Genomic DNA, 23,878 nt, shown 5'->3' on the forward strand with positions numbered 1-23,878 from the left:
TATGTCAGGACATAACGAATCAATACTTAGAGAACCATTAATTACCGGCGATAATATCACGTATGCAAAAATTACGGATGATATTTTGATGCCGGTAGAAAACAAGCCGAACAAGGCCTGGTGGATTGGTTTCATCGTAGCCTCTATGGGTGCATTACTTTGGGTTGTAGCTGTAAGTTACACTTTCTGGAATGGTATCGGTGCATGGGGTTTAAATAAAACAGTTGGATGGGCTTGGGATATCACCGGTTTCGTGTGGTGGGTAGGTATCGGTCACGCGGGAACTTTGATTTCAGCGGTATTATTACTTTTCCGTCAGAACTGGCGTAACTCCATTAACCGTTCGGCAGAGGCGATGACCATTTTCGCCGTAATCTGTGCAGCGACTTATGTCGTATCTCACATGGGCCGGCCGTGGTTAGCTTATTGGGTTTTACCTTTGCCAAACCAGTTTGGTTCATTATGGGTAAACTTTAACTCACCACTGGTATGGGATATGTTTGCCATCTCTACTTACTTCTCTGTATCATTATTATTCTGGTACACTGGTTTGTTACCGGATATTGCAACCATCCGTGACCGTGCTGTTGGAACACGCAGAAAAATTTATTCGATATTTTCATTCGGTTGGTCAGGAAGTGTGAAAACCTGGCAACGTTTTGAGGCGGTGTCTCTAATCCTTGCAGGTATCTCTACTCCACTGGTACTTTCGGTACACACGATTGTATCGATGGACTTTGCAACATCTGTAATTCCAGGATGGCATACAACGATCTTCCCTCCATACTTTGTGGCAGGAGCGATCTTCTCAGGATTTGCGATGGTATTGACCTTATTATTGGTTGCCCGTAAAGTTTTGGGTCTTGAAAACTACATCACCATGTTCCACATTGAGTCGATGAATAAGATCATTATCTTAACCGGATCTATCGTAGGTGTGGCTTATTTAACAGAGTTCTTCATTGCATGGTATTCTGGTTCAGAATATGAGCAGTATGCATTTATCAACAGATCTACCGGTCCTTACTGGTGGTCGTACTGGATGATGATGACTTGTAACGTAATCTCTCCACAGTTGTTATGGTTCAAGAAGATCCGTTTAAGCATTAAAGCGACCTGGATTTTATCAATCGTAGTAAACGTAGGTATGTGGTTTGAGCGTTTTGTAATTATCGTTACTTCATTACACCGTGATTATATTCCATCAAGCTGGGCAATGTTTTATCCAACCTGGGTTGATATCAGTGTATTCGTAGGTTCAATCGGACTATTCTTTACTTTATTCTTATTATTCTTAAGAGTATTGCCATCAATCGCTATTGCTGAGGTTAAATTATTATTGAAATCTGCGAGTGAGCAAGCGAAAATGAAACAGATTAAAGAAGGTCATGAGAATAAAGAATATGTAGCTGAATACATAGAATCTTTAGAAAAATTTGATAGTGTTAAACAAGAAGATTACGCAAAAATATAACAATGAGTGATATCAAATATATTTTAGGCAGTTTCGGTGATCCTGATGAGATGATGCATGGCATCGAAAAGCTTCAGGAGAATAACATCAGTATTTTTGATGTGTATACCCCAATGCCTATTCACGGAATAGAAGCTAAATTAGGAGTTAAAAGATCGAGAATCGATATCGCGGCATTTTGCTTTGGTATTACTGGAACTTGCGCAGCATTTGCTTTAATTTATTTTTGCGCAGTAATCGATTGGAGAGTTAACATTGGTGGTAAGCCATCATTTGCATTGCCGGATTTTATTCCGATAATGTTTGAGCTTACCGTATTGTTTTGTGCTTTCGGTATGGTGTTAAGCTATTATGCTTCTACACATTTATTTCCGGGAAGAGCTCCAAGAGTAATGGATCTTCGTGCGACTGACGATCGTTTTGTTATTGCAATCGATGCAAAAGATAATACGGCGCATACTGAAATTGATGGTTTATTAAAAGATGCCGGTGCTTTAGAAGTAAAGTATAATGAAAGGAAGTACATTAGCTATGAATAAGAATAAATTTGTTTATACTGCGTTTTTAGCTATTGCTTTTGCAGCTAGTTTATCATCTTGCAAGGATAAACGCAGTACTGGCTTAGAATATGCCAGAAATATGTATGATCCGATCGCTTTGAATCCGGATCAACCAGTGGATACTGCACATGTACCTAGTTTTAAAGGTCATGCTGCACAGTTGCCACCAGCCAATACCAAACCAGTAGGTTTCACTGAGTATGATGAATATCCTAATACCAAAGAAGGTTATGAGGCTGCAGGTGTGAGTATGGTTAACCCTTTACCAGTTGATACAACTAATCTGGCACAAGGAAAACATTTATTTACTGTTTTCTGTAGCCCATGTCACGGTGAAAAAGGGGATGGACAAGGCCACTTAGTTAAAATCGAGAAATTTAGCGGTGTACCAGCTTATCAAACGGGCGCTTCATCGCGTGGTGGAAATATGGCAGATCTTACCGCTGGTAAAATTTATCATACCATTACATATGGCGTAAATAACATGGGGTCGCATGCTTCACAAATCAACCCGACAGATCGTTGGAAAGTGGTGATGTATGTTCAACAATTACAAAAAGGACAATAGTAAAGCAGAATATAAATGGGAACTCACAATATTAATTTTAGTGAACAGTTTGAGTTTACAGGTAAAGTAAAAACTTTAAGTATAGTTGGTATCGTTTTCGGTATTGCTGCTGTTGCTTACGGTTTTTTAAGTGGCCATCAAGAGCGCACTTTTGCAAACCTGTTGCTTATGGGATATTATTTTGCATGCGTTTGTATGTCGGGAATGTTCTTTTTAGCTGTTCAATTTGTAGCTCAAGCAGGTTGGTCTGCTTCAATTCTACGTGTACCACAAGCCATGGCAAAGACTTTGCCTATTGCAGCGGTAATTCTTGTTGCTATCATATCCGCAGGTCTGTTCTTTGAGCATTCTATTATAGAACATGGTCAGAACGTTACTGTACCTTATCTTTACAAACACTGGGCTACTCATGGTTTAGCAGAAGAAGGTTCTGAGCACTATGATGCGATTATAGCAGGTAAGTCGGTATTTTTGAACAAGCCTTTCTTTTTGGCTCGTCAGATATTGTTCCTGGGTGTGTATAGTATCTTCGCTATCATGTTTACTAAGTTTTCGTACAATGAAGATTTAGCAGGCGGCTTAAATTCTTACAGAAAGAGCTTTAAAAATGCATGTATCTTCTTAGTAATTTATGGTTTTACAACACCAATTTTTGCTTTCGATACGATCATGTCGTTAGAGGCTCACTGGTTTTCAACGATGTTCGGCTGGTATAACTTTGCTGCAATGTGGGTAAGTGCTTTAGCTACTATTGCCATTATCATCATCCTGTTAAGAAGAGCCGGTTATATGCAATGGGTTAACAATAGCCACTTGCACAATCTTGGTCAGTTTATTTTTGGTTTCTCTATTTTCTGGACCTATGTATGGTTTGCACAATTCTTATTGATCTACTATGCTAACATGCCGGAAGAAACTGTGTACTTTTACAAACGCTTTGAATATTACAAATTCTGGTTTTTCTTAAACCTTGCCATGAACTTCCTGGCACCAGTATTATTGCTAATGGATAGGGATAACAAAAGAAAAGATGTTAAATTGTTATTTGTAGCTATCGTAGTATTATTAGGTCACTGGGTTGATTACTATCAGATGATTATGCCAGGAGCGGTAGAAGAAGGAACTAATGGTTTCAGCTTTATTGAAATTGGTACTGCAGTAGGATTTGTAGGTTTGTTTACCTTTACGGTATTGACCGCACTAAGTAAGAAACCACTTATTGCAAAGAACCACCCATTATTACAAGAAAGTTTGCACCACCAGCTATAGCCGGTGGTATTATAGGGCAGATATTTTATTATTATTATAATTAGCAGTACGGCGTACTACTTTTAAGAAAATGAGTTTAAGAAAGTTTATCACGAATAAAACGACCGCAGCTTTAGCAGTACTAGTTACTGTTTTTGCAAGTACCAGCGCCTTTGCGCAAGAGGCAGCAGCGGGTGCTGCAGCGGCAACAAAAGTTGATATGGGTGAGGTTTATAAATCAGTCATTTTTTATGTATTGATTTTCTTAGCCATATGTTTATTCATAGCCATTATTGGTAAAGCCATCAGGGTGTATGAATTAAGCCGCGAAGCACAGGGTAAACCTGTTGGAATCAACTGGAACAGAGTTCATGCAAGTTTGTTTGCATTGTTCCTTGTTTTGGGTTTATATGGTGTGTATTGGGAATATACGGTACATGGTTCAATGTTATTACCTGATGCTGCTTCGGAGCATGGTAAGAAGATCGATCAGATGTTCAATATCACATTGATCATCACCACTATCGTTTTCATTGCTACTCACATTTTATTATTTGGATTTGCTTACATCTACAAATATTCAGCAAAAAGAAAAGCTTACTACTATCCGCACAACAATACCATAGAGAAAATCTGGACTATCGTTCCGGCTTTAGTTTTAACGGTATTGGTTTTGATGGGTTTCTTAACCTGGAGATCAATTTTCTTCAAAGTTGAAGATCCAAATAATAAGCCGATTCAAATTGAGATTACTTCTGAGCAATTCAAATGGTCAATACGTTATCCGGGAGCTGATGGTATTGTAGGTACTAAAAACTATAAGTTAACTACTGCTACAAATACACTAGGTATCGATTTTAAAGATATCAATTCACGTGATGATGAAATGGCTGATGAGTTGGTTCTTCCTGTGAACAAAGCCGTTAAATTAATCTTAACCAGTAAGGATGTAATTCACAGTTTCTACATGCCACACTTTAGGGTGCAGTTAAATACTGTTCCTGGTATGAGAACTTTCTTTGAATTCACGCCAACAAAAACTACTGCTGAGATGCAGCAGGAAACAAACGATCCTAATTTTAAGTACCTTTTTTATTGTGCTAAAATTTGTGGATCTGGGCACTACAACATGCAAAAAGTTGTGCGTGTAGTTTCTGATGCTGAGTATAAAACCTGGTTAGCTGAGCAGAAAACATACTTAAACGATGATTTAAGAAAACAATTTAATTTGCCAGTGGCACCTGCACCTGTGAAAGCAGAGGCAGACTCTACAGCTACCGATTCGGCTGCTGTTAAAACTAACCAAATGGCTTTAAATAAATAATATTAAGCAGGAGCGAAAAGAATTATGTCAACAATAGCATTACACGACGAACACACACACGATCACGCTGATCACGGTCACCACAAGGAGACACTGATCTCGAAGTATATCTTCAGCATGGATCATAAAATGATTGGAAAGCAGTTTTTGATTACGGGTATCATTATGGCCGTAATTGCAATGGGCTTATCGATTTTATTCCGTATTCAACTGGCCTGGCCAGAAACTAACTTCCCTTTCTTAGAGACCTTTTTAGGCAAATGGGCAGAGGGTGGACGTATCAAGCCTGATTTTTATCTGGCTTTGGTTACCATTCACGGTACCATCATGGTATTCTTTGTACTAACTGCCGGATTGAGCGGAACGTTCAGTAACTTATTAATTCCATTGCAGATTGGAGCAAGAGACATGGCTTCGCCATTTTTAAATATGCTTTCCTACTGGTTCTTCTTTATGGCCTGTGTGATCATGATGTCTTCTTTCTTCATCCAGACAGGACCTGCTTCAGGAGGTTGGACGGTTTATCCTCCACTTTCAATTGTTGCGAAGGCTATGCCTGGTTCAGGATTGGGTATGACCTTATGGTTAGTGAGTATGGTACTTTTCGTAGCGTCATCTTTAATGGGAGGTATTAACTATGTTAGTACGATCTTAAACATGCGTACTAAAGGTATGGATCTTTGGAAAATGCCATTAACCATCTGGGCTTTCTTTTTAACAGCGATCCTGGGTATTTTATCTTTCCCTGTTTTGGTTGCCGGTGTTGTGTTAATGGTTTTCGACCGTAGTGTTGGTACTAGTTTCTACTTGTCAGATATTGTTATCGGTACTGATATTTTACCAAACGAAGGTGGTTCTCCGATTTTATGGCAACACTTATTCTGGTTCTTAGGTCACCCTGAGGTATACATTGTAATTATGCCTGCGTTGGGTATTTCATCAGAGGTTATCTCAGTAAACTCACGTAAGCCGATCTTCGGTTACCATGCGATGGTTTATTCATTAATAGGTATTACTGTACTGTCGTTCATTGTATGGGGACACCATATGTTTGTAACCGGTATGAACCCGTTATTGGGAGGGGTATTTATGATCACTACGTTGATTATTGCCGTTCCTTCAGCAGTAAAAACTTTTAATTATCTTGCCACCTTGTGGAGAGGTAACATCCGCTTTACTCCGGCAATGTTATTTGCAATCGGTTTAGTATCATTCTTTATCTCTGGTGGTTTAACCGGATTATTTTTAGGTAATGCATCATTAGACATTAACCTGCATGATACTTACTTCGTTGTTGCCCACTTCCACCTTGTAATGGGGTCTGCAGCAATCTTTGGTATGCTTGCTGGTGTTTATCACTGGTTTCCAAGAATGTTTGGTAAAATGATGAATGCTAAACTGGGTTATTTACACTTCTGGTTAACATTTATAGCCGCTTACCTGGTTTTCTTCCCACTTCACTTCTTAGGTTTAGATGGTGTACCTCGTCGTTACTATGCATTCACTGAATTTGAATTCATGAAGAAATGGTTAACTGTAAACGTATTTGTTACGTGGGCCGCTATTATGGCAGCCTTAGCGCAGGTGGCTTTCTTATTTAACTTCTTTTATTCGATTTTCAAAGGTAAAAAAGCACCTCAGAATCCTTGGGAAGCTAACACTTTAGAATGGACTGCACCTGTTGAGCATATCCACGGTAACTGGCCGGGAGAGATTCCAACTGTTTACAGATGGCCATATGACTATAGCAAACCGGGACATGATCTTGATTTTATCCCTCAAACTGTTCCTTTTTCTGAAACCATGAGCTCTAATTTGCCTCATGACTTTGAAGGGAATGAAGTGGCAGAGAGAATACAGCAAGATTGGGAAAAAGCCAATCCTGTAACAGAAAATAAGGGCTAATAAAGTCTTAAACATTTTAAAAAGGGGTATCTGATTAAGTTTCTGCTTATCCGGATACCCTTTTCATCTTAAGAGATATATGGTCAGCGGATCAGAGCAACGTTTTATCAGGATTAACTTTATTACTATTATCGTTACGTTAATGGTAGTACTTGCAGGGGGAGTTGTACGTAGTACAGGTTCGGGCATGGGTTGTCCTGACTGGCCGAAATGTTTCGATCGATATATCCCACCAACTGATGTTTCCCAGCTTCCAGCTAACTACAAAGAAAAGTATGTAGCCGGGCGATTAAAAAAGAACGAGAAGTTTGCGAAGTATCTGGAAAGCATGGGCAAGGTAGCACTTGCAGACAGTATCCGACATGATAGGAGTATTACCATTCCTGAGGAATTTAATCCGACCAAAACCTGGGTAGAATACCTTAACAGACTTACAGGTGTTGTTGCCGGTATTTTCTTGCTGTTATCTGTTATTTACTCATTTGCCTACAGGAAGAAAGCTAAAAGGATTATTATTCTCAGCATTCTGAATATTTTTGTTGTTGGTTATCAGGCCTGGTTGGGTTCAATTGTTGTATCAACAAATCTGGCTCAATGGGTTGTAACGGTACACATGCTTTTGGCGCTTGTACTCCTGGGCATATCGATTTATACCTATAACTATGCAAAACAGTTAAATAAAGAGCCCTCGGTTATTATGTACCGGATATTATGGTTGAAAGGCTTTTTACTGTTTACTGTAATATTAAGTATTGCGCAGATTGTGGTAGGCACAGAGGTAAGGGAAGCTATTGATGTTATTGCAAAATCACTTGCATATGGCGGAAGAGCGAGCTGGATCAGTAAAGTTGGTTCTGTTTTCTCTTATCACAGGGATCTGGCTATTTTGGTTTTAATTTCAAACGGGGTTGTTTATAAAATGGTTATTGACCGTTTTAGTGGGAAAGAAGCACCACTATTAACTGCCCGTTATATATTAGGGGCACTTTTAATACAATTGTTGAGTGGTTTTGCTTTAGCCTATATTGCTTTTCCTCCTGCAGCGCAGGCCGTGCATATACTGTTTTCGACGTTGTTATTTAGTTTACAGTTTTATCTGTACTTGCTGGTTTACAGAACAAGTACTTATAGACAATAATTATTTTAGTATTGAAGCAGATATTTTCAGATTTTTCGAAACTCATCAAATTCAGGCTATCGTTTACGGTAGTGTTTTCTGCGTCGATCTCATTTTTGATCGGACAGAAGATGCAAGTGGGTAGGGGGCATATTCCAACAATAGACTGGGGCAACTGGCTAATCCTTATCGCCGGAGGATTTTTAGTTACTGCTGCTGCAAATTGCTTTAACGAGATCATTGAAAAAGATCTGGATAAGTTAATGAGCAGGACTAAAGACAGACCAATGCCCGCAGGTAGAATGACAACCGGACAGGGATTAATTCTTGGTGTGTTTATGGCTTTTCTTGGTACCTGGTTATTGGGTAAATTAAACCTGGAAACCGGACTGCTGTCAGTGTTTTCGATTCTGTTATATGCTTTTGCTTATACGCCTTTAAAAAGGAAATCGCCTATTGCAGTCTTTGTTGGTGCGATACCTGGGGCGTTGCCTCCGCTTATTGGTTATCTGGCTGCTTTTGGTAGTTTAAAGGCAGAGCTATTTCATGAAATTGACTATTACATTGCCGGGATCTTGTTCCTGATTCAGTTTGTCTGGCAGTTTCCACATTTCTGGGCAATTGCCTGGGTATTGGATGATGATTATAAAAAAGCAGGTTTTAGGCTGTTACCAACAAAGAAACGTGACCGCACAACTGCGTTAGTTACCTTTTTGAGTACCTTAATCTTAATTCCGGTGAGCCTCTTGCCAACATTTTATGGTTTTGGCGGTTATTACATAGCCGGCCTTTCATTAATTGCTGGACTCATTTTTAGCTGGCTGGCTTTGAAGTTGTTTTTAAATCGTGAACTTGCCGATGCCAAAAAGGTGATGTTCTGTTCATTTTTTTACATTCCGGCTGTACAGCTGGGTTTATTATTAAATTTTATTGCAAAATAAATTATGGTTTTAACGATGGAAAATATTCCTGATACATTTGACCCGAAGCCGCGAAAGTTTATCGTGTGGCTATTTGTGGTCTCCTCTACCATTATGTTTGGTGGCTTTACCAGTTACTATCTGGTATTTGCGGCATCGAAGGGTAAGGGGCATGGTTTAGTGTTGCCTGATGCTTTTATTTATTCCAGTCTAGTGATCCTGGCAAGTAGCTTAACACTATTTCTGGCCTCAAGGGCATTAAAGAAACTTAATTTCAGTTTGGAGCGCAGACTGCTCTGGATTACGATGATTCTGGCTGTCGTGTTTGGCGTAATGCAGTTTAACGCATGGGGAAGCATGGTTAGGACTGGTGCCACTTTGGTTGGTAATAATGCCGCTATTTCCTTTATTTACGTAGTATCGGGCGTTCACTTATTGCATATTATTGCAGGAGTTGGATTGATCATCAATGCATTAGCAGGAAGTTACAAAAATGTTCCTGCTGCCCAGAGCCAGTACAAAATGGAAATTGCTTCTATTTTTTGGCATTTTATCGATATATTATGGATATATCTTTATGTTTTTTTACTTTTGAACCGTTAAATTTGTTAACAAACTATTATACTATTTCCAAATGAATGCAGTATCACAATTAGATCAAGTTAAAACCGGACCATGGGATGGCGGTCGTTCACCGTGGTCGGTAGAATATGGTAAAATCATGATGTGGTTTTTCCTCTTGTCGGATGCTTTTACCTTTTCTTCGTTATTGGTCTACTATGGCGCACAGCGTTTCTCGAAACTAACGTGGCCTGATCCGGATTTGGTTTTCCAATCTATTCCTGGGTTAAAAGATTCAGGTGCTCCACTTGTTTTCGTGGGTATCATGACGTTTATCCTTATTTTAAGTTCTGTAACTATGGTTATGGCTGTGGAAGCAGGACATCGCAGGGCTAAGAAAGAAGTAATCTGGTGGATGGTTGCTACTGTTATAGGTGGTTTCATGTTCCTTGGGTGCCAGGCTTTAGAGTGGTCTCACTTGCACCACGAAGGTTTCTGGTGGGGTTCAATACCTTCGGCTGAAGAGTTGAAGCACTTATTCGACGGACCAGTTTCTGAAATTGCAGCACAGCAGTTTGCTAACCTTTTCTTTACGATTACCGGTTTCCATGGTTTCCACGTATTTAGTGGTGTGGTAATCAATATCATCATTTTGATTATGACGATCAACGGTACATTTGAAAAGAGAGGTCACTACCTGATGGTTGAAAAAGTTGGTTTATACTGGCACTTTGTTGATTTAGTATGGGTGTTTGTATTTACATTCTTCTATTTGGTTTAATTTATCATAATATAAAAATATTCACATGTCACAACATACACATACAGAAGAAGGGCACGAGCATGGCGACCATGCAGGAATGAGCAAAGGTAAGATCTGGAAAGTTGCCGGTATATTATCTTTAATCACTGCCATTGAATTTATCATTGCCCTGGTACTGATTCCAAATGGCGCAATGAGCCAGCACGTAGGTAACTTTGTATACATTGCTTTAACATTATTAAAAGCATTCTATATCGTAGCTTACTTCATGCACTTGAAATTTGAGAAACTTGGTTTGCAGTTATCATTAACGGTAACGTTTATTTTCATCATTTACTTCATAGTTTTAATGCTTATTGAAGGCGGTTATTTGAACTTACACATGATGAGTCATTAATGAAACCAAACCCTATAAAAAAGGTACTAATCCTGGTAAGCATTTTAGCTATACCGGGATTTTTGTTTTTTTACTTATTGCCTCACTTTGCTAAGAACCGGTACAAGAGCCTTCCTTATTTTGGAGAGAAACGTTTGTCGGGAACTTTTCACAGTGTAAAAGGCAAGAAAATTCCGGATACCATTTATCATGAGGTGCCAGATTTCGACCTGATTAATCAGGAAAGTAAAGCTTTACAATGGAAATCTTTTGAAAACAAGATTGTTGTAATGAATTTGTTCAATGCAAACGCGGGAACTCAGCAGGCCAATAGCTACGTTAAACAACTTTCTGATAGTTATGAACATAAACCCCTTGTCAGGTTTATAAGTATAGCCGTTAAACAGGAGGCGCCAGTAGCGTTGAAGCGATATGCAGATAGTTTAGGCGTATTAGCTTCCAAATGGGATCTGGTGTCGGGAGATACGGTTAAAACCTATCCATGGATTAGAAAAGGTTTACTTCTGGATGTTGTAGCTGACCAGCAAGGAGGGAAGACAAGTTATATCTTCAGCAATAAGCTATTACTCATTGATCATCTGCACCGGATCAGAGGTATTTATGATGCCGATAATCAACAGTCTACCGCAAGGCTGGAGGATGAGATTAAAGTATTAATTGCAGAGTATTTAAGAAATTTGAAGGATGGTAGGTAGTCATGGTTTATTCCAAATCCTGAATACCTGATATCATTATTAATAAACAGTTGATGGAAAATAATTCAATAGAAAAAAAATATAGTAAATGGATTGTTATTTTATCGGTAGCCATTCCGGTAGTAGTGGCAATTTTATTTGGTGTTAACCTTCGGAAGTGGAACCCTGATATTAAACCTCTTTCGTTTTTACCTCCAATTTATGCTACAATTAACGGGCTTACTGCAATTGTGCTGGTAACGGCTGTTTGGGCTATTAAAAACGGGAAACAGAAATTGCATGAAAACCTGATGAAATTTGCAATTGGTTTGTCGGTAGCCTTTCTGGCCATGTATGTTGCATACCACATGACATCTGATTCGACCAAATTCGGCGGTACGGGTGCAATAAAATATATTTATTTCTTCATTTTGATTACTCATATCTGTTTATCAGTGATTATTATTCCTTTTGTGTTGGTTACTTATGTGCGGGCACTGGCGAAGCGGTTTGATAAGCACAGGAAGCTTGCAAGGATCACGTTTCCGATGTGGTTATATGTTGCTGTTACCGGTGTGATTGTCTATTTAATGATATCGCCGTATTATCAGTACTAAGGGACTTAAAATTGATCTAGCCTGACCATTGTGTCGGGCTTTTTATTTTAAAATTATTTCTGACTGAAGTAATAAATGGAAATCTTATATTTGGTTAAGTAGGGCTAATTCGTTTTAGCTTCTGCGATAAAGTCAACTACCTAGAAAATTTATTAAATTGTCAAACAGTTTTCGCCACTGTGAATGTATGATATCAAATGGAAGAAGTAATGATCGGGTGCTGATAGACAAGATTGTGGAAGGTGACGAAAAGGCTTTCTCCGAGCTATTTTTTCAATATCTTCCAGTATTGCAGGCGTTTGCATTGAAGTTTACTAAAGACCAGGACGATGCTAAAGAGATTATTCAGGATTCTTTCCTTCGATTATGGTTAAATAGAGATAAATTAGGTATTGTAGATAATATAAGAGCTTACTTGTATAAATATGTTTCGAATGAGTGCCTTAGCTATCTGAAGAAAAAGCTCCGGGACGAGAAGCTGGTCAATATAATTGCTTCCAAACATAACAATGCTGAGTATAATACACTTCATACGATACAAGTTAATGAGGTTACCCGTATTATTGCTCAGGCTGTTGATAAACTTCCCAGCCAACGGAAAAAAATTTACCATCTTAGCAGAGGTGATGGGAAAAGCATTCCTGAAATAGCGGAATTACTAGGCATATCACCGAATACTGTTAAAAACGCGCTGGTCCAATCCTTGAAATTCATTCGTTCTTACCTGGAGCAATACGGGATTACTATGATTTTACCCTTTGCATTCACTTTTTTTAAATAAATTAAAATAAATTTCATTTTCCGATAGTCCTAATTTCAATATCTGTCTTCTTATATTCAGAATTATTATGGACCAACGAATCAACTATCTCTTACATCGATTTACTGAAGCAAAACTCAGCAGCGTTGAGCGGCAGGAGTTACTTCAATTGGCAGAGGAATATCCTTTGTTGATCAACAGTGAAATTGTGAAGTTAATTGAAGCGCAAATGGTCGATAGGACTATAGACGATCAGCAATCCTGGGACAGTGTTCTGGAAACAATCCTCGCGAGCGATAAGCCGAAATTAAAAACAGTCAAATCTATCAATTTAAAATGGTGGTGGGCTGCAGCAGCTGTTGTGCTGATTGTGTTCTCCCTTTCAACCTATGTTAATGTGACCAGGCAAAAGGAGCACGTTTTTGCCACTGATTTTGCCCCAGGAAGTAATAAAGCCATTTTAACGTTAGCAAATGGAACTAGAATATCATTGAACGATGCAGCGGCGGGCGACCTAATGGAAGATGCAGGCATGGCAGTGACAAAAACAGCGAATGGGCAATTGGTGTACCATATTGTTAAGTCGAGTGAGGCAACGGATGACTCCAAGACGAATACAATCACTACACCTAATGGAGGGGAATGGCAGATTAAACTACCAGATGGGTCTACTGTTTGGCTGAATGCGGCATCATCGTTAACCTATCCATTAAATCTTGGAAATGGTAAAAAGCGTGAAGTGTTATTGGCCGGAGAGGCCTATTTTGAAGTAGCAAAAGACAAATTACATCCATTTATTGTTAAAACATCAAAACAGGAAGTAACTGTTTTAGGGACTCATTTTAATGTTAACAGTTATGCTGACGAAGTTGTCACGCGAACGACTCTTCTTGAGGGTAGTGTTAGAATAGTAAATTTCGAGAATGGCCAAGGGGAAGTCCTTAAACCTGGTGAGCAGTCGGTACTTAATAACGGAATGTTCAGGGTTGACGAAGTTGATACTGATGAATCGATTGCCTGGAAAAATGGTTATTTCATGTTTAACAATGAGAAGCAGGAAAGTATTTTAAGGAAAATTGCCCGCTGGTACGACGTAAAGGTTGAATTTGCAGATCAGTCGGCCAGGAATGTAATGTATTATGGAACGGTGAGCCGTTTCGATAAAATATCTCAGGTATTGCGAAAATTTGAGCAAACAGGAGAAGTAAGATTTGATATAAAGGACAAAAAACTAATTGTCTACAAAGATTAAACGAGCCACAGATGAAGGCATAACTAACCTTTATCTATAAAAAAATAACTAATTAAAAATCACCCTAAACGTAAACAACTATGACCACACTTCGACAACAGATCTGACGATTCAAAAAGTTAAATGCATAAAAAAAGGAGCGTTTCAGCACTCCCTTTTATGTCTGTTTAACTATTCCGTAAACCGGATCGATTAAACCAATTATTTCTTGAATAACCGCGAACGCAATTTTGCGTCCAAACTTCATTGCAGTTCGCTAAAAACAGACTATTAAATGTACAAAATTTATATCAGAATTTTATGTACGCAACGACGCTACATACCTAAATTATTATTAATGATGAAGTTAATTACGGCTGTTCTGTTGACTTCCCTCATGCAGGTAAGTGCCGCTACCTATGGCCAGTTCGTTACACTAAAAGAAAGAAATGTTACCCTGGAAAGAATGTTTAAGGAAATTAGGCAGCAATCTGGGTATGACGTTTTGTTATCAACAAATAAAATCAAGAGTAGCACTACAATCAATGCTAATTTCACAAGAGCTACTATTGAAGAGGTAATGGCTAAAATTCTTGCTGATAAGGATTTAACTTATACTATTGAAGATAAAACTATTTTAATCAGCCCGAAAGCAAAATCCTTATTCGACAAAGTAGTAGATTACTTCGTAGCTGTTCGTGTAACGGGCAAGGTTAGGGATAAAAGTGGTGCGGTTTTACCTGGAGTAAGCGTACGGGAAAAAGGTGCTTCAAATGCAGTTTCCACTACTGCTTCCGGAGATTATTCGATCTCAGTTAAAGAAGGCGCGACTTTGGTGTTTAGCTTTATTGGATATAAAAATGTTGAGGTTGAAGTCGGTTCGAAAACAACGATTAATGTAACACTTGAAGAAGATGCAGCTCAGTTAAAAGAGGTTAATGTGGTTTCTACTGGTTATCAAAAGATTGATAGAAAGTTGTTTACTGGGTCTGCTTCTTTGGTAAAAGCAGAAGATGCACAGCGCAACGGTGTGCCTGATGTGAGCAGGATGTTGGAAGGCCAGGTTGCTGGCGTAACCGTACAGAATGTTTCAGGTACATTTGGAGCAGCTCCTAAAATACGTGTGAGAGGTGCAACATCTCTTTCGGGCGATAATAAACCATTGTGGGTTGTTGACGGAATTATTTTGGAAGATGTTGTGAATATCTCCAATGAAGCGCTTTCCACTGGCGATGCTAATACTTTGATTGGCTCTTCTGTCGCAGGTCTTAATGGTGATGATATTGAGAGTTTCACGATATTAAAAGATGCAGCTGCAACTGCATTATATGGTGCACGTGCTATGAATGGTGTCGTGGTAGTTACCACGAAGAAGGGACGAATAACTGATGGCTCACCACGCATAAGCTACACAGGAAACTTTACCACATATCTGAAACCATCATATGAAAGTTTCGATATCCTAAATTCAGCGGATCAAATGTCAGTCCTTTTGGAATTGGAAAACAAGGGCTACTTCCAGCATACAACTGCTTCTCGAGGTTCGGAAGGCGGTGTTTTTTACAAAATGTATAATTCTTTGTACGACTATAATCCTTCCACCGATTCTTTTGCTTTACGCAATGATATTTCAAGCAGAAATAATTTTTTAAAGCGTTATGCCAATGCTAATACCGATTGGTTTGATGTTCTTTTTAAGAATTCTTTGCTTCAGGAACATTCCTTGAGTGTAACATCGGGAACCGAGAAGTTTCAAACGTATACCTCAACATCTTACCTGCATGATAATGGGCAGACAGTTGGAAACAGCGTTGACCGTTTTACTGGTAATTTTCGTGCTACGGCTAAAATGAGCGATAAATTGAGTTTTGAATTATTAGCAAATGGCTCTGTCCGTGATCAGCGGGCTCCGGGAACTCTGGAAAGAACATCTGATCCGGTATATGGAAAATACTCGCGTGATTTTGATATTAATCCATATTCGTATGCTTTGAATACTAGTCGTACGATGACTGCTTTTGATGAAAATGGAAACCGCGAGTTCTTTACTAGAAATTTTTCACCCTTTAACATACTTCATGAACTTGAAAATAACTATTTGACTTTAGGACAAATTGACTTCAAAGTTCAAGGTGGAATCAGGTATAAGATTATTCCCACTTTAACCTATTCAGTTGACGGGGCGTATCGTTATGCCAAGACAGAGCGGCAACACTATCAATTGGAAAGTTCAAATATGGTGTTAGCTTATCGTAACGTGTCAGATGCTACTACTATAGGAAGCAATAAGTTTTTGTATACCGATCCATCCAATCCTTATGCATTACCTGAGAGTGTGTTACCAGAAGGGGGATTTTATAACACTACAACTGACAACCTTAAAAATTACTATTTCAACCAGAAACTTGAATTCGACAAGATTTTCAACACTGATCATCACCTCTATGTATTAGGCTTAATGGAGGTTCGTTACACAGATAGGCAGACAGAAAACTTCGATGGAGTTGGTTATCAGTACGAGAATGGCGGAATAGTCAACTCCGCATATAAATATTTCAAATGGGCACAAGAATCAGGGTTTCCATATTTTGGAATGCAGAATACCTATGATAGATTTACTGGCTTCCTTGCAAATGCAGCTTACTCATACAAGGAAAAATACACATTAAATGCTTCAACTCGTTTAGACGGTTCAAATAAAATGGGGAAAAGCCGCACTGCAAGATGGTTACCTACCTGGAATGTTTCAGGGAAATGGTTTATTAATAATGAATCATTTTGGCCAAAAGATAGTAAGATCTTCACCGCAGCAGCTTTAAGGGCCACATACGGTTTGACAGCAAATATTGGGAATGCAAGGAATTCAAGCGCTATTTACTATAATCAGGTAACAAGAAGACCATATGATAATGAAAAAGAAACTGCCACTTATATCTCAGGGCTTGAAAATTCTGAGTTGACCTGGGAAAAAAATAAGGAATTAAATATTGGAACTGACTTAAGCTTTTTTAATAATAGAGTAAATTTAACTTTAGATGTTTATACTCGAAATATCTATGATTTAATTGGACAAATTAATACATCCGGAATTGGAGGGCAATTTGAGAAAACAGCAAATTATGCCAGTATGAGTTCCAAAGGTATTGAATTCACTCTTGGTGGTAATCCAATAAGTCACGATAACTTTAAATGGCGAACGAACTTTAACATCGCATATAACAAAAATGAAATCACAAGTTTAAAGGTAAATCCAAATATTTTCAGTTTGGTTGATGCCGATGGCGGAGTTTTGGAAGGTTATTCTCAAAGGGGGCTATTTTCTGTTCAATTTGCAGGGTTAGACCATGATAGAGGCTATCCATATTACATAGATGAAGATGGTGTGAGGAACACTTACATTAATTTGCAAAGTACGAGTGTTGAGCATTTGAAATATGAAGGGCCAGTAGATCCGAAGCTTACAGGTGGCTTCTATAATCAGTTCAGATATAAAAATTTCAGTCTATCTACACTATTAACATTTGCTACAGGGAACGTAGTCCGTTTGGCTAATACATATCAGTCAAGTTATTCAGATATTTATTCAATGTCTAAAGATATGTTGAACAGGTGGGTGATGCCAGGGGACGAAAAATTCACAAATATCCCAGCTTTACTTGATCCGTTTGATGCCTCCCAGACTATTAAAGACGCATCTGGCGCATCTGTCGGTGCTGTATATCCTTACAATTTGTATAATTTTTCAACAGAGAGGGTAGCCAAAGGAGATTTTGTAAGATTTAAACAAATTTCTCTCACTTACGACATACCGAAAACCATCTACAGCAGACTACATATGACCAATGCGTCAATTTCCTTCGTTGGGAATAACATCGCATTACTATATTCTGATAAACGGTTAAATGGACAGGACCCTGAGTTTTTTGGAAGTGGAGGCGTTGCCTTGCCAATCCCTAAGCAATATACATTATCATTAAAAGTTGGCTTTTAGAAAAAAATGCTATGAAAATAAAAACACATTTTTTATTATTTGGACTTGGACTTATGCTTACTGCTCAGTCATGCAATAAGTATTTGGATAAAGAACCAGACAACAGGACAGAAATTAATACAATAGACAAAGTAGCTCAATTAGTCACCACTGCCTACCCTGGACGAGATTACTATTATTTTACAGAATCAGCATCGGATAACAGTGAAGATAAAGGCAATGGAGTTGGCAATCTAGACGACGCAATTGCCCGTCCTTATGCTTGGCAAGATGTTGTTGGTGACCAAACGGGATCCACTACTTCTTATTGGAATAGTTGTTATGAAGCAATTGCTGCTGCAAATCAAGCTTTGGAGGCGATAAATAACGGAAATTTTGGCAATGCAGTTTTACCGTATAAGGGTGAGGCGTTAGTGGCACGTGCTTATGCTCACTTTATGCTGGTAACATTTTTTTCAAAGCCTTATCAAATTGGTGGCTCAAACGACTCCCCTGGTATTCCATACGTTACTGCGCCAGAAACAAAAGTCATTGTACAATATGATAGGGAAACTGTCGCAAAAACCTATGCTAAAATCGAGAAAGACCTTTTAGAAGGAATGCCTTTATTATCTGGATCAGCTTATGGTGTACCAAAATACCACTTTACTCCGGCGGCGGCACATGCTTTTGCTTCCCGTTTTTATTTGTTTAAAGGAGATTGGCAGAAAGTTGTCGATGAATCTACAGCAACAGTTACGGGCGGTGATTTTTTTAACAATCTGAGGCCTGTGAATACAATATATAAAGCATACGGAGCAGAAGATTTCAGGCTAGCCTTTACACGGTCTGATCAAAAGGCAACACTCTTGTTAACGGAACAATACTCAGGATGGCAAAGACAAACATCTCCAAGATATGGGTATGGAGTCAATATGGTAAAAATGTTCGGGACCTCAGGTAATTTTACTGGTAAGTCGAGGGCAGACAAAATTTTGTCATATGGAGTGCCGGCTTATACCACATATAAATTCAGAGAATATTTCTTTCGTACCAGCCCGGGTGCTGACATTGGGTTCCCTTATCTGATAGCACCTTTATTAACTGTTGACGAATCACTTCTGAACCGGGCGGAAGCTTATACGGAACTGGGACAATTTGATAACGCACTCAGGGATATGAATACTTTTCTCAGTACCAAAATCAATAACTATAGCGCCAGTAGCGATGCCGCAACACTCGCCAGGATCACAAGTTACTATGGCATACTAGATTCCAAAGAAGTGCTAATCAAATTCATCCTGGAAAGTAAAAAAGCAGAATTTTTACAAGAAGGCTTACGGTGGTTAGATATTGTAAGAAGAGGTTTAACAGTAAAGCATAATGTTTACGACAGCAATGGTGTAGAAACATTTGTTGAATTGAAGGCCGGTGATCTTCGTCGTGTTTTTCAGATCCCGCAGGAAGCGCTTTTGTCGGGAGTAACATTAAATCCCAGATAATAAATATCAATTATTATGAAAAAGAATATATATAATATTTTCGCAATATTGCTCTTCGTCGTTGCTTTGATATCATGCAAGAAAGAAGATGTGCTAAATACCGACTTTAGTCAGTATAACATTGATAATCCTGTTGCCAATACCGATCTTGATAAATGGTTGACTACAACCTTCCTAGACGAATATAATATGGAAGTGATTTACCGATATAATCGGTTTTACCACGGTAATGACAGGGATGTGGCTTCGGTAAAAGTAGAGAAAGTGCAACCTCAGATGCAAACTTATCTGGATGGTTTTTTGCTACCTTACCGGAAAATTGCCGGGACATCATTCATAAAAAAATATGCACCTAAGCAGGTTGTATTATTTGGCTCAGGATCGTATAATCCGGACAACTCCTATACACTTGCAACAGCTTCAGCAGGAAGGAATATTACCATTTATGACTTGAATAATTTTGATTTGTCTAACACTAATGCTATTGTTGGCAAGCTTAGAACAATTCATCATGAGTTTACACATATTCTGAACCAAATTGTTCCTATGCCGACTGACTTTCAGTTAATTACAAAGTCTACATATCTAGCAACATGGACTACGGTTAGTGATGCTACTGCGCGAGCAAATGGTTATGTAACTCCTTACGCATCAAGCCAACCAGGGGAAGATTTTGCAGAAACGACCACATCGTTGCTAGTATTAGGACAAGCTTGGTTCGATGCATGGGCAAATGGGTCAACTGCTGCTGGAAAAGCAGCCCTTAAAGCCAAAGAGGCAAGTGTAGTTCAGTACTTTACGGTTAACCTTGGTATAGATTTCAGGTCGTTGCAAAAAGAAATACAAGAGGTTGTACGTAAAAAGTATAGTTACCAGCAAGCGAGTTTCCGTTATTGGATGAGTCAGAATCTATTTAAAACAATGACCATCAATCTAGAAGACGGAATATATACTGCGAATGGTTCATCCTCCGATTTTTCAGTTCCGTACAACTCGTTTAAAGCAGCAGTATTAGCTTTTAATGCCACTCAGAAATACCACTTGGACTATATTCAATTGAGATTCGACTCCTCAACAAGTTTAGTAGTCAGAGGAGCTTTTTCGAATGCTACTACTCAGTACTTTGGTGATTATTCTTTTACTTATACCGTTAATCCAACTACAGGAGCTGTAACTTTTACAAAGGTAGCGAATGGAACTGGAACGACATTTAACAACGGAGCCTTATTTGCTACTTCATTTACAAATACCATACAGGCGTATTTAACAGGTAAAACATTCATAGCAGACTGGTTACCTGCATCCATTGACGCAGCAAATTATAACCAATATGGTGGCTTCTATGTAAGCGGTGTGCCAACAAATTACTTCTATGGACTTTTAGGACAATAATGTGAAATGAAAAAAATATTATATCTATTTATATTCCTGCTTTCAATGGCGGGATGTAAAAACTCTTCCTTTGAATCGGCTTTTGATGAATTACCAGAAGCCAGAATGCAGGCTGCGATTGCAAAAGTCAATACCACTTTAACCAGTGCACAAAATGGATGGATTGCAACACTCCCAACTCAGGCTGGGGGTGGATATGGATTCTTTGTCACATTTGATGGAGCTACACAAGTGGTTAAGATGTATAGCGATCTGACAGGTGCTTCATCGACCACAGTAGGTGTTTCAACTTATCGTGTTAAAGCTAATGCGGGGGCTGAATTGATCTTTGATACTTATAATTCAATCTCTCTTTTAGATGATCCTGATCCTGCCTCATTCGCGGGAGTTACGGGTTCAGGCCATAAAAGTGATGTTGAATTCATTTACGATCACTCTACTGCAGATAGCATCATTTTTACCGGCAAAAAATATCGTCAACCATTTAAATTGGTGAAGGCGACTGCAGCACAAAAAGCTGCATATGAAAGTGGAGGTTATAAAACTGCCATCGATAAGTTCAAGAGCTTTTTTGCAACTACGAGCAATCCATATATAGAAATTGTATCTGGATCAACAACGTTGAAAGGTGGAATTAACTTTGACTTTACAACAAGCGTAGCGTCCGGGAAACGTGTCAATTTTACGGGTTTACTTGCCGATGGAACTGTAGGAAGCGGATCCTCCAAATTTGCCTTCAAACTTGATGGGGTTGATTTTTTAGGGTCAGGATTAGCTTATTCCGGAGTAACATTTCTGAAAGCTCTATGGAAAGATGCCACAACCCTGGTTTTTTACGATGTGGCAGGAAAAGAGTATATTGTTAAATCCAACCCAACCCCACTACTACCATTGTATATATTGATTGGTTCGGGATATAAATCAGTCATTGTTCCTAATGCGACAACATTCCCTGGGTGGGGTAGCGACTTCATTACGCGTCGAGCAGCTGCGACAACTGGATTAGCAAGATGGAATATTGGTGCTGGTTCACTAAGGTTTCAGAGTATGACATTTACTTTCAATGACGTTACCAAGAAAATGAGTATAAAAATTGATGCTCCAGATGGTACAAATAGTTTCTCATTGACATTTGATTATACTTATACCAAGACAGCTGACGGAGTGTTCAAATTTAATCAGGGAACTTTAGGTGGTAATGAATCGGCTATTGGTCCAGATTTAGCTCCCTTATTAGGGCAACGAATTAATGTGGATACGTTTACAGTAGATTATTTTACCCATCCAACCACCGGAGTAGTAATGGCTCTGTTTAAAAGTGTTCAGAACCCTACATTTACGTTTACAGGGAATATTCAATAAAATTTTTTCCGCTCTCTCCAAGCCCCCGATAAATCGGGGGCTTTTTTATGACATAATTTTTAACCCCCTCCATCCTTTAAATCTTTATATTTGTACTGATGAAAAAGAAACTGGTTTTTACCATACTAACATTCGTTCTCACTTTTGCGTTCATGATTCAGGCCAATGCACAATGCGCCATGTGCAGCATTAATGCCGAGCAAGGTATCAAGAATGGAAATACAGTGTCTGCAGGCTTAAATACCGGGGTACTGTACCTGCTGGCTATTCCATATTTAATGGCAATGATTGTGGGGGTAATCTGGTATAAAAAATACCGCAAGAAAAACATCCAGCTCAATATGAAGAAAGAGCCGTTCAACCTGAATTAAGCATGGCAGGAGGGACCTCAAAATTATCTGCAATTGTTCATTGTAAGTGCCCGCATTGCCGCCGGGGCAATATCTTTACCGGCAGCATGTACGGCTGGAACATTCAGCATACCAGAGAAATCTGCAGCCACTGTGCACAGCGGATTGAGATTGAGCCCGGCTACTTCTATGCAGCCATGTATGTGAGTTATGCCATGAACGTAATTGAAATGCTGTTTGCCAGTTACCTTACCTACCTTGCTGCAGGCCCATTAACCGATGATACCTTCTGGCCTTACCTGATCGTGATATTTGCAGGGTGTTTTATACTTTATCCTTTCAACTACCGTTATTCGAGGATTATATTGCTCCACGTACTGTCGCCGAATATCAAATATAAATCCTGGTACGATCAATAGGCGTGATTGCTAAACTGTTTGAGCTATTGAATTGTTAAACTGATGAACTGATCATTCTTCAGTTGTGCAATTATCTTCAAAACTACAGAAACCCTATGTTAAAAAAAGAAACCCTTCAATTTATAAAAGACGTATCTGAAAACAATAACCGCGAATGGTTTGCCGAAAACAAAGCCGTTTATGAGGAGGCGAAAGCCAATGTGCTGGAACTGGTAACGCAGCTTATTCCAGAAATTGCAAAAGTTGATCCGGTGCTCTCGGCAGAAGCAGATCCTAAAAAAAGCCTGATGCGCATTTACCGCGATGTGCGGTTTAGCAAAAACAAAGATCCTTACAAAAATAACTTCGGAATCTGGTTTGCCACTAAAAAAGGGAGCAATGAGCCAGGATATTACCTGCACATTCAACCAGGAAAGAGCTTTATTGCTGGTGGTTACTGGATGCCCGAAGCACCCCATTTAAAACTGATCAGACAGGAAATTGATTATAATTTCGAAGACTTTAAAGAGATTATAGAAAACAAGGATTTTAAAAAAAACTTTAAATTAGGTACAGAGAATGCGCTTAAAAATGCACCTAAAGGTTACGATCCGGAAGATCCCAATATCGAATTTTTAAAGTTGAAAAGCTTTGAAGCGACTATGAAAATTGCGGATGAAGAATTTTTTAAGCCTGCACTCGTTAATAAGTTGATAAGTTCTTTTGCAACAGTACAACCATTAGTTGCATTTTTACGAAATGCGATTAATGCTTAAAATCAAACA

The 23,878-nt window shown here is 38.8% G+C and carries 22 protein-coding genes; all 22 read left to right on the plus strand.

The window, feature by feature from the left end:
- Position 1 precedes the first annotated feature (1 nt).
- A complete protein-coding gene (gene nrfD, locus R2Q80_RS18485) occupies positions 2 to 1,474 on the plus strand; it encodes an NrfD/PsrC family molybdoenzyme membrane anchor subunit (protein ID WP_047798871.1) in 1,473 nt (490 codons plus the stop codon).
- Positions 1,475 to 1,476: 2 nt separating this feature from the next.
- Positions 1,477 to 2,013: a DUF3341 domain-containing protein gene (locus R2Q80_RS18490; RefSeq protein WP_047798870.1), complete on the plus strand. Its 537-nt coding sequence runs from the start codon at positions 1,477 to 1,479 to the stop codon at positions 2,011 to 2,013.
- Positions 1,985 to 2,602 (plus strand): c-type cytochrome, encoded by a 618-nt coding sequence (locus R2Q80_RS18495; protein WP_047798869.1) that lies wholly within the window; start codon positions 1,985 to 1,987, stop codon positions 2,600 to 2,602. The genes R2Q80_RS18490 and R2Q80_RS18495 overlap by 29 nt, the downstream gene beginning before the upstream one ends.
- A gap of 15 nt (positions 2,603 to 2,617) precedes the next feature.
- Positions 2,618 to 3,871: a quinol:cytochrome C oxidoreductase gene (locus R2Q80_RS18500; RefSeq protein WP_316801027.1), complete on the plus strand. Its 1,254-nt coding sequence runs from the start codon at positions 2,618 to 2,620 to the stop codon at positions 3,869 to 3,871.
- A 70-nt stretch (positions 3,872 to 3,941) separates the two neighbouring features.
- On the plus strand, positions 3,942 to 5,174 hold the full coding sequence (locus R2Q80_RS18505; protein ID WP_316801028.1) for a cytochrome c oxidase subunit II: 1,233 nt from the start codon (positions 3,942 to 3,944) through the stop codon (positions 5,172 to 5,174).
- A gap of 24 nt (positions 5,175 to 5,198) precedes the next feature.
- Complete coding sequence (locus tag R2Q80_RS18510; RefSeq protein ID WP_316801029.1) at positions 5,199 to 7,079, plus strand: cbb3-type cytochrome c oxidase subunit I; 1,881 nt, start codon at positions 5,199 to 5,201, stop codon at positions 7,077 to 7,079.
- Between the two features lie 79 nt (positions 7,080 to 7,158).
- Positions 7,159 to 8,217 (plus strand): COX15/CtaA family protein, encoded by a 1,059-nt coding sequence (locus R2Q80_RS18515; protein ID WP_316801030.1) that lies wholly within the window; start codon positions 7,159 to 7,161, stop codon positions 8,215 to 8,217.
- An 11-nt stretch (positions 8,218 to 8,228) separates the two neighbouring features.
- Positions 8,229 to 9,137 (plus strand): heme o synthase, encoded by a 909-nt coding sequence (gene cyoE / locus R2Q80_RS18520; RefSeq protein WP_316801031.1) that lies wholly within the window; start codon positions 8,229 to 8,231, stop codon positions 9,135 to 9,137.
- A gap of 15 nt (positions 9,138 to 9,152) precedes the next feature.
- Positions 9,153 to 9,719, plus strand: a complete 567-nt coding sequence (locus tag R2Q80_RS18525) for a cytochrome c oxidase subunit 3 (protein ID WP_316801032.1) — start codon at positions 9,153 to 9,155, stop codon at positions 9,717 to 9,719.
- Positions 9,720 to 9,750: 31 nt separating this feature from the next.
- Positions 9,751 to 10,458, plus strand: a complete 708-nt coding sequence (locus R2Q80_RS18530) for a cytochrome c oxidase subunit 3 (protein WP_047798863.1) — start codon at positions 9,751 to 9,753, stop codon at positions 10,456 to 10,458.
- 25 nt (positions 10,459 to 10,483) lie between these two features.
- Positions 10,484 to 10,837 carry a cytochrome C oxidase subunit IV family protein gene (locus R2Q80_RS18535; protein WP_047798862.1) on the plus strand — a complete coding sequence of 118 codons (354 nt, stop codon included), beginning with the start codon at positions 10,484 to 10,486 and terminating at the stop codon, positions 10,835 to 10,837.
- Positions 10,837 to 11,532 (plus strand): SCO family protein, encoded by a 696-nt coding sequence (locus R2Q80_RS18540; protein WP_316801033.1) that lies wholly within the window; start codon positions 10,837 to 10,839, stop codon positions 11,530 to 11,532. Before R2Q80_RS18535 ends, R2Q80_RS18540 begins: the two co-directional genes overlap by 1 nt.
- 53 nt (positions 11,533 to 11,585) lie before the next feature.
- Entirely contained in the window at positions 11,586 to 12,128 is a 543-nt protein-coding gene (locus R2Q80_RS18545; RefSeq protein WP_316801034.1) for a DUF420 domain-containing protein, read from the plus strand.
- Between the two features lie 187 nt (positions 12,129 to 12,315).
- Positions 12,316 to 12,909, plus strand: coding sequence for an RNA polymerase sigma-70 factor (locus tag R2Q80_RS18550; RefSeq protein ID WP_316801035.1), 594 nt, complete (start codon positions 12,316 to 12,318; stop codon positions 12,907 to 12,909).
- Between the two features lie 67 nt (positions 12,910 to 12,976).
- Positions 12,977 to 14,140, plus strand: a complete 1,164-nt coding sequence (locus tag R2Q80_RS18555; RefSeq protein WP_316801036.1) for a FecR family protein — start codon at positions 12,977 to 12,979, stop codon at positions 14,138 to 14,140.
- A gap of 337 nt (positions 14,141 to 14,477) precedes the next feature.
- Positions 14,478 to 18,110, plus strand: coding sequence for a SusC/RagA family TonB-linked outer membrane protein (locus tag R2Q80_RS18560; protein ID WP_316801037.1), 3,633 nt, complete (start codon positions 14,478 to 14,480; stop codon positions 18,108 to 18,110).
- A gap of 11 nt (positions 18,111 to 18,121) precedes the next feature.
- Entirely contained in the window at positions 18,122 to 19,591 is a 1,470-nt protein-coding gene (locus tag R2Q80_RS18565; protein ID WP_316801038.1) for a RagB/SusD family nutrient uptake outer membrane protein, read from the plus strand.
- Between the two features lie 15 nt (positions 19,592 to 19,606).
- The gene (locus tag R2Q80_RS18570; protein WP_316801039.1) at positions 19,607 to 20,983 is read left to right on the plus strand and encodes a substrate import-associated zinc metallohydrolase lipoprotein; all 1,377 of its coding nucleotides are present in this window, start codon (positions 19,607 to 19,609) and stop codon (positions 20,981 to 20,983) included.
- Positions 20,984 to 20,989: 6 nt separating this feature from the next.
- Positions 20,990 to 22,345: a DUF4302 domain-containing protein gene (locus R2Q80_RS18575; RefSeq protein ID WP_316801040.1), complete on the plus strand. Its 1,356-nt coding sequence runs from the start codon at positions 20,990 to 20,992 to the stop codon at positions 22,343 to 22,345.
- A gap of 98 nt (positions 22,346 to 22,443) precedes the next feature.
- Positions 22,444 to 22,716, plus strand: coding sequence for a hypothetical protein (locus R2Q80_RS18580; protein ID WP_316801041.1), 273 nt, complete (start codon positions 22,444 to 22,446; stop codon positions 22,714 to 22,716).
- 2 nt (positions 22,717 to 22,718) lie between these two features.
- Positions 22,719 to 23,114, plus strand: a complete 396-nt coding sequence (locus R2Q80_RS18585) for a DUF983 domain-containing protein (protein ID WP_316801042.1) — start codon at positions 22,719 to 22,721, stop codon at positions 23,112 to 23,114.
- Positions 23,115 to 23,209: 95 nt separating this feature from the next.
- Positions 23,210 to 23,869, plus strand: a complete 660-nt coding sequence (locus R2Q80_RS18590) for a DUF2461 domain-containing protein (protein ID WP_316801043.1) — start codon at positions 23,210 to 23,212, stop codon at positions 23,867 to 23,869.
- Positions 23,870 to 23,878 lie beyond the last annotated feature (9 nt).

Origin of the sequence: Pedobacter frigidisoli, from assembly GCF_032678525.1 — a bacterium.
GTDB classification, from domain to species: Bacteria; Bacteroidota; Bacteroidia; order Sphingobacteriales; family Sphingobacteriaceae; genus Pedobacter; species Pedobacter frigidisoli_A.

Excerpts from the sequence above, each read along its gene's own strand:
- R2Q80_RS18560 (WP_316801037.1), top strand. The coding sequence starts at position 14,478 with ATGATGAAGTTAATTACGGCTGTTCTGTTGACTTCCCTCATGCAGGTA.
- R2Q80_RS18530 (WP_047798863.1), top strand. The coding sequence starts at position 9,751 with ATGAATGCAGTATCACAATTAGATCAAGTTAAAACCGGACCATGGGAT.
- R2Q80_RS18490 (WP_047798870.1), top strand. The coding sequence starts at position 1,477 with ATGAGTGATATCAAATATATTTTAGGCAGTTTCGGTGATCCTGATGAG.
- R2Q80_RS18575 (WP_316801040.1), top strand. The coding sequence starts at position 20,990 with ATGAAAAAAATATTATATCTATTTATATTCCTGCTTTCAATGGCGGGA.
- R2Q80_RS18535 (WP_047798862.1), top strand. The coding sequence starts at position 10,484 with ATGTCACAACATACACATACAGAAGAAGGGCACGAGCATGGCGACCAT.
- R2Q80_RS18590 (WP_316801043.1), top strand. The coding sequence starts at position 23,210 with ATGTTAAAAAAAGAAACCCTTCAATTTATAAAAGACGTATCTGAAAAC.
- R2Q80_RS18495 (WP_047798869.1), top strand. The coding sequence starts at position 1,985 with ATGAAAGGAAGTACATTAGCTATGAATAAGAATAAATTTGTTTATACT.
- R2Q80_RS18525 (WP_316801032.1), top strand. The coding sequence starts at position 9,153 with ATGGAAAATATTCCTGATACATTTGACCCGAAGCCGCGAAAGTTTATC.
- R2Q80_RS18580 (WP_316801041.1), top strand. The coding sequence starts at position 22,444 with ATGAAAAAGAAACTGGTTTTTACCATACTAACATTCGTTCTCACTTTT.
- R2Q80_RS18545 (WP_316801034.1), top strand. The coding sequence starts at position 11,586 with ATGGAAAATAATTCAATAGAAAAAAAATATAGTAAATGGATTGTTATT.
- R2Q80_RS18555 (WP_316801036.1), top strand. The coding sequence starts at position 12,977 with ATGGACCAACGAATCAACTATCTCTTACATCGATTTACTGAAGCAAAA.
- R2Q80_RS18585 (WP_316801042.1), top strand. The coding sequence starts at position 22,719 with ATGGCAGGAGGGACCTCAAAATTATCTGCAATTGTTCATTGTAAGTGC.
- R2Q80_RS18500 (WP_316801027.1), top strand. The coding sequence starts at position 2,618 with ATGGGAACTCACAATATTAATTTTAGTGAACAGTTTGAGTTTACAGGT.
- R2Q80_RS18510 (WP_316801029.1), top strand. The coding sequence starts at position 5,199 with ATGTCAACAATAGCATTACACGACGAACACACACACGATCACGCTGAT.
- R2Q80_RS18550 (WP_316801035.1), top strand. The coding sequence starts at position 12,316 with ATGATATCAAATGGAAGAAGTAATGATCGGGTGCTGATAGACAAGATT.
- R2Q80_RS18540 (WP_316801033.1), top strand. The coding sequence starts at position 10,837 with ATGAAACCAAACCCTATAAAAAAGGTACTAATCCTGGTAAGCATTTTA.
- nrfD (WP_047798871.1), top strand. The coding sequence starts at position 2 with ATGTCAGGACATAACGAATCAATACTTAGAGAACCATTAATTACCGGC.
- R2Q80_RS18515 (WP_316801030.1), top strand. The coding sequence starts at position 7,159 with ATGGTCAGCGGATCAGAGCAACGTTTTATCAGGATTAACTTTATTACT.
- R2Q80_RS18570 (WP_316801039.1), top strand. The coding sequence starts at position 19,607 with ATGAAAAAGAATATATATAATATTTTCGCAATATTGCTCTTCGTCGTT.
- R2Q80_RS18565 (WP_316801038.1), top strand. The coding sequence starts at position 18,122 with ATGAAAATAAAAACACATTTTTTATTATTTGGACTTGGACTTATGCTT.
- R2Q80_RS18505 (WP_316801028.1), top strand. The coding sequence starts at position 3,942 with ATGAGTTTAAGAAAGTTTATCACGAATAAAACGACCGCAGCTTTAGCA.